This is a genomic window from Bacillus sp. AY2-1 (assembly GCF_008368965.1).
Classification (GTDB): domain Bacteria; phylum Bacillota; class Bacilli; order Bacillales; family Bacillaceae_G; genus Bacillus_A; species Bacillus_A thuringiensis_S.
In genome coordinates, this window is the sequence record NZ_QPEL01000315.1 from 1 (window position 1) to 3,611 (window position 3,611).

Genomic DNA, 3,611 nt, shown 5'->3' on the forward strand with positions numbered 1-3,611 from the left:
TAGAAAACCTCATCTTTTTATATTTACATACTCTCTACAATTGCTTTTAATTTATTCACAGTCCGCCAATTCCTAACTGTAGCTGGTGTATGTAACTTCTGAAACTGGTTCATTAATTTAGAATTTCGAATGCTATTTTTGAAAAACAAATAAGCAACCTTCTCATCTATATAGCAATCTTCAAGTTCACTTTTAAATGTAAGCAATTGACTACTCTCTTCTTCAGAAAGTACATTAGCTAAAAAAGCAACATGAACACTTTCTCCTTCTAACAATGAATGAACTTCATACGGACATTGTTTAATAATATTTATAAATTCATCATGTGTTCTTAGCATGACTGGAACATCGAAATCAAATTCATTTTTCATTTCAGATTGTATTCGGTCCTTTAGAAAGTTTATACCTTCCTCAGATTCGAACACGATATTACCACTTTGTATATATGTTTTCACATGTTTTAATTCTATTGATTCAAACAATCGTTTTAAATCAGCCATTTTGATTACTTTATGTCCACCGACATTGATTCCTCTTAGTAGTGCAACATAAATTGTCATATTATTCCCCCACAATAAAATGAATTTATCAACTGAATTGATTTTCCCACTCATATTTCTCGGATATTTGTTTTAATTCTTCTAACATATCATGAATAGATAATACCTCAAATAAAATAATAGATTCACTTGAGAAATGGTGATGATAATGATCTGGTTTATAATCTTTTAAATCATTTTTATAACTCCAAAATTGCTTGTCTAATTCAGCAATAAGTTTAAAATGTTCCTCATCAATTTCATTACAACGGTTTCTCAATATAGCAATTATAGAATAAGTTGTTTGTTGTAATATTTCCCTTTCACTTTGTGACCAGTCACAGGTCTCAATTGACACTCGAGCTAAATTATCTATATGGTAAATGATTTGCTGTAATAAATGCAATTGCTTTTGTACAAGTAAAAAGCTTCTCATTTCCTTCTTTGTATGGTGATGATATTTCCAATCTTTCTGCTCATATTGAACAAATTGTATCGCCTTATGCAATAATAAAGTCAATTTAGATAGATCCTGAGCTGTCTCCTTTTTCATACCTTTTCCTGCAAGTAATGCAGTAATCCATTCTTCCATAATATTTGCTGTTTTAGCAAATAGATCCTCTGTACATCCAAAAATCGTTTTCGTGTAGTGTGGTGGGAAAATGAAAAAATTCACTAAAGTAGATACTATAATACCAGTAGATGTAGTAGCTAAACGAATTAAAAATGCAGTAAAATAATGATCTGCCGTAATTGGAATCATAGCTACAGCAGTTAAAGTCGCGACTAATGTTCCCGCATGTAACCTTAGTTTTTGACATGTAACAATCGTAAACATCGCAGCTAATGCATAAGAAATTGCTTGATGGCCTAGGAAAAATGTGAAAGTCATGGCATATGCCGATCCAATTGTTGAGGCCGGAAAGCGAATAAGCCCTTTTTTTATTGAGTCTGTTGCAGTTGGTTCAATTGTAACAATTGCTGTTATTACAGCAAAAATAGTTGGGATGTTAAAAAAATTACAAACTAACACTGTAAGAAAAACTGCAATCCCAGTTTTAATCACTCTTCCCCCAACAATATTCCATTGTCTATCTTGATTCATTTTTTATATCCTTCATTTCTGTTTCATTTTATATACATATATTATATATTGTTAAAATAAAAAAACCTACTACATGAATATTCAAGAGTAAGTTTTCTATCTCATTATTTCATTATAGGTAAATGCATTATTATTTGTTGGCCAATTGGTCCCATTCTTCTAAAACCTTTATCTTTGAAGCCGACTTTTGCATATAAATTTTGTGCAGGAATATTTCTTTCATTCACAGCAAGTACAACTTCATTTTTTATTGGAAAATAACGTTTTACAAACTCTTCTAATAATAACAATGACTTTTTAGCGTATCCCTTTCTTTGTCTATTGTGATTAATAGAAAATGATGTTAAAAGTAAAGCATCCTCATTATCCGTAAACTCCTTTACTCTATCTCCCGTTTGCAATGCGAAAAGACCAACCGGTACCCCATTGTAATCTAAAATAACAATCACATTTTTTGTACGATCACTTTTTGCTTTCTCCAGTAATGCGCTTGGATCTGATGTAAACTGAACTTGTTCACTTGGTAAAGTAAATGTTTGTATAACTTCTTTATATTTCTCCTTATACGGAACTAATTGAATTTCCCCTGTGTGTATGTTCATGCTAAACTCTCCCATTTTTTGCTTATTAACTTATACCTTGCTGTACTTTTGAATGCACTCTTCCATCTAAAAAGGTAATTTCAACAAATGAATTTGGATCGTTTCCTTTCCAAGCAAAAATTTGTTTAATTTGTGTAGAATGCTCTACCCCTTCTTCTATAAGTAAATCCCCTTCACAACCAATTAAATCTTTTACTTCTGTATAAGTCATTCCTTCATTTATGTTCGAGAAATGGTTTATATTGATAGACGCTTTCTGTTGCCTTTCCATCACAGTAGAAGAAGTTGCTGTTTGATTTTTCACTTCTTTTCTCTGTTCACACGCTGTCATACTGAAACCTAAGCAAAAACTAAACAATATACATGCGCTTTTTTTCATCATAACAGTTGTCCCTCCCATCATAATTAAACCATATATTCCCTTAAAAATAAACTGAATATTTAATATTATATTCAAAAACCTCGTACAATTAAGTACGAGGCTAATTTCATTTATTCAAATGATTATTTGATTGATCATCCTGTTCTTTTCTTAGCTCTTGTTTTTCATCTTTTGGTAATTGTTTATCATTATCTTTAATTGGATTCGTTTCTCTATTTTCAATCATATCATTTGGAACTTGTGGCATTACTCGGCCCACAATAGCCGCTAATTCATCTAGTATACCTTCACCTGTTTTTCCTTTTTTAATTTGCTTTCCAATTTGTTTGAGGCGTTCATACGTATCAACATCTGCTACAACGACTGCATTAGCACCATCAGGATCATTTTTTAAACTTTCTGCAACAGAGTATTTAATTGATTCAACTCGAGTTCGATCAAGTTTTGCTTTTACGTCTATACCTACAATTGCATATTTGCCGACTACTACGGCTGTCGCATCATTCACACCTGGCACACTTGCAGCTAAAGATGCTAAATGATCTGCTGCTTTTTCATTTGGCTTATTTGATTTATTCGTATAATTAACATTTTTCATTGAGACATTTTTTTGTTCCGGCTTTTCGTTTGGATTGTCTTTTTTTCCAATACTGCATCCAGTTATAACGAAGCAAAGCATCAATATATATATTAGAGTTTTCATTATTTTCACCACTTCACTATTAAGGTTTAATCATAAATTTTTTCAACAGCTTGCATTTTCTTTACCTTTTCTTCGGCCCCACTATTAGCATTAATGAATATTTGGTACGTATCTTTTCCTAAAGTACCTACAAATTCATAGCAAAGTACTTCATTATGCAAATCATTGACTACTACAGCTTTACGTTCTTCCATTACTTTCACATCCGGATTGATTTTCTTTCTTGCTTCTGCTACAGTTAACTTTGCCGATGGAACTGTTCGTTTTTGATGCGACGCTA

General features: G+C 31.7%; 6 protein-coding genes. All 6 read right to left on the reverse strand.

Features of this window, described 5'->3' with window-relative positions:
* Positions 1 to 23: 23 nt before the first annotated feature.
* The gene (locus DN403_RS30765) at positions 24 to 560 is read right to left on the reverse strand and encodes a DUF1697 domain-containing protein (RefSeq protein ID WP_000158574.1); all 537 of its coding nucleotides are present in this window, start codon (positions 558 to 560) and stop codon (positions 24 to 26) included.
* Positions 561 to 588: 28 nt separating this feature from the next.
* Positions 589 to 1,644, reverse strand: a complete 1,056-nt coding sequence (locus DN403_RS30770) for an aromatic acid exporter family protein (protein WP_016077574.1) — start codon at positions 1,642 to 1,644, stop codon at positions 589 to 591.
* 104 nt (positions 1,645 to 1,748) lie between these two features.
* Positions 1,749 to 2,261, reverse strand: a complete 513-nt coding sequence (locus DN403_RS30775) for a GNAT family N-acetyltransferase (protein ID WP_118961769.1) — start codon at positions 2,259 to 2,261, stop codon at positions 1,749 to 1,751.
* Between the two features lie 10 nt (positions 2,262 to 2,271).
* Positions 2,272 to 2,628 (reverse strand): hypothetical protein, encoded by a 357-nt coding sequence (locus DN403_RS30780; protein WP_000976437.1) that lies wholly within the window; start codon positions 2,626 to 2,628, stop codon positions 2,272 to 2,274.
* Positions 2,629 to 2,734: 106 nt separating this feature from the next.
* Positions 2,735 to 3,331 (reverse strand): YhcN/YlaJ family sporulation lipoprotein, encoded by a 597-nt coding sequence (locus tag DN403_RS30785; RefSeq protein WP_000854056.1) that lies wholly within the window; start codon positions 3,329 to 3,331, stop codon positions 2,735 to 2,737.
* Positions 3,332 to 3,357: 26 nt separating this feature from the next.
* Positions 3,358 to 3,611: PepSY domain-containing protein (locus DN403_RS30790; RefSeq protein ID WP_218948255.1), on the reverse strand; the 254-nt coding region annotated here is incomplete at its 5' end.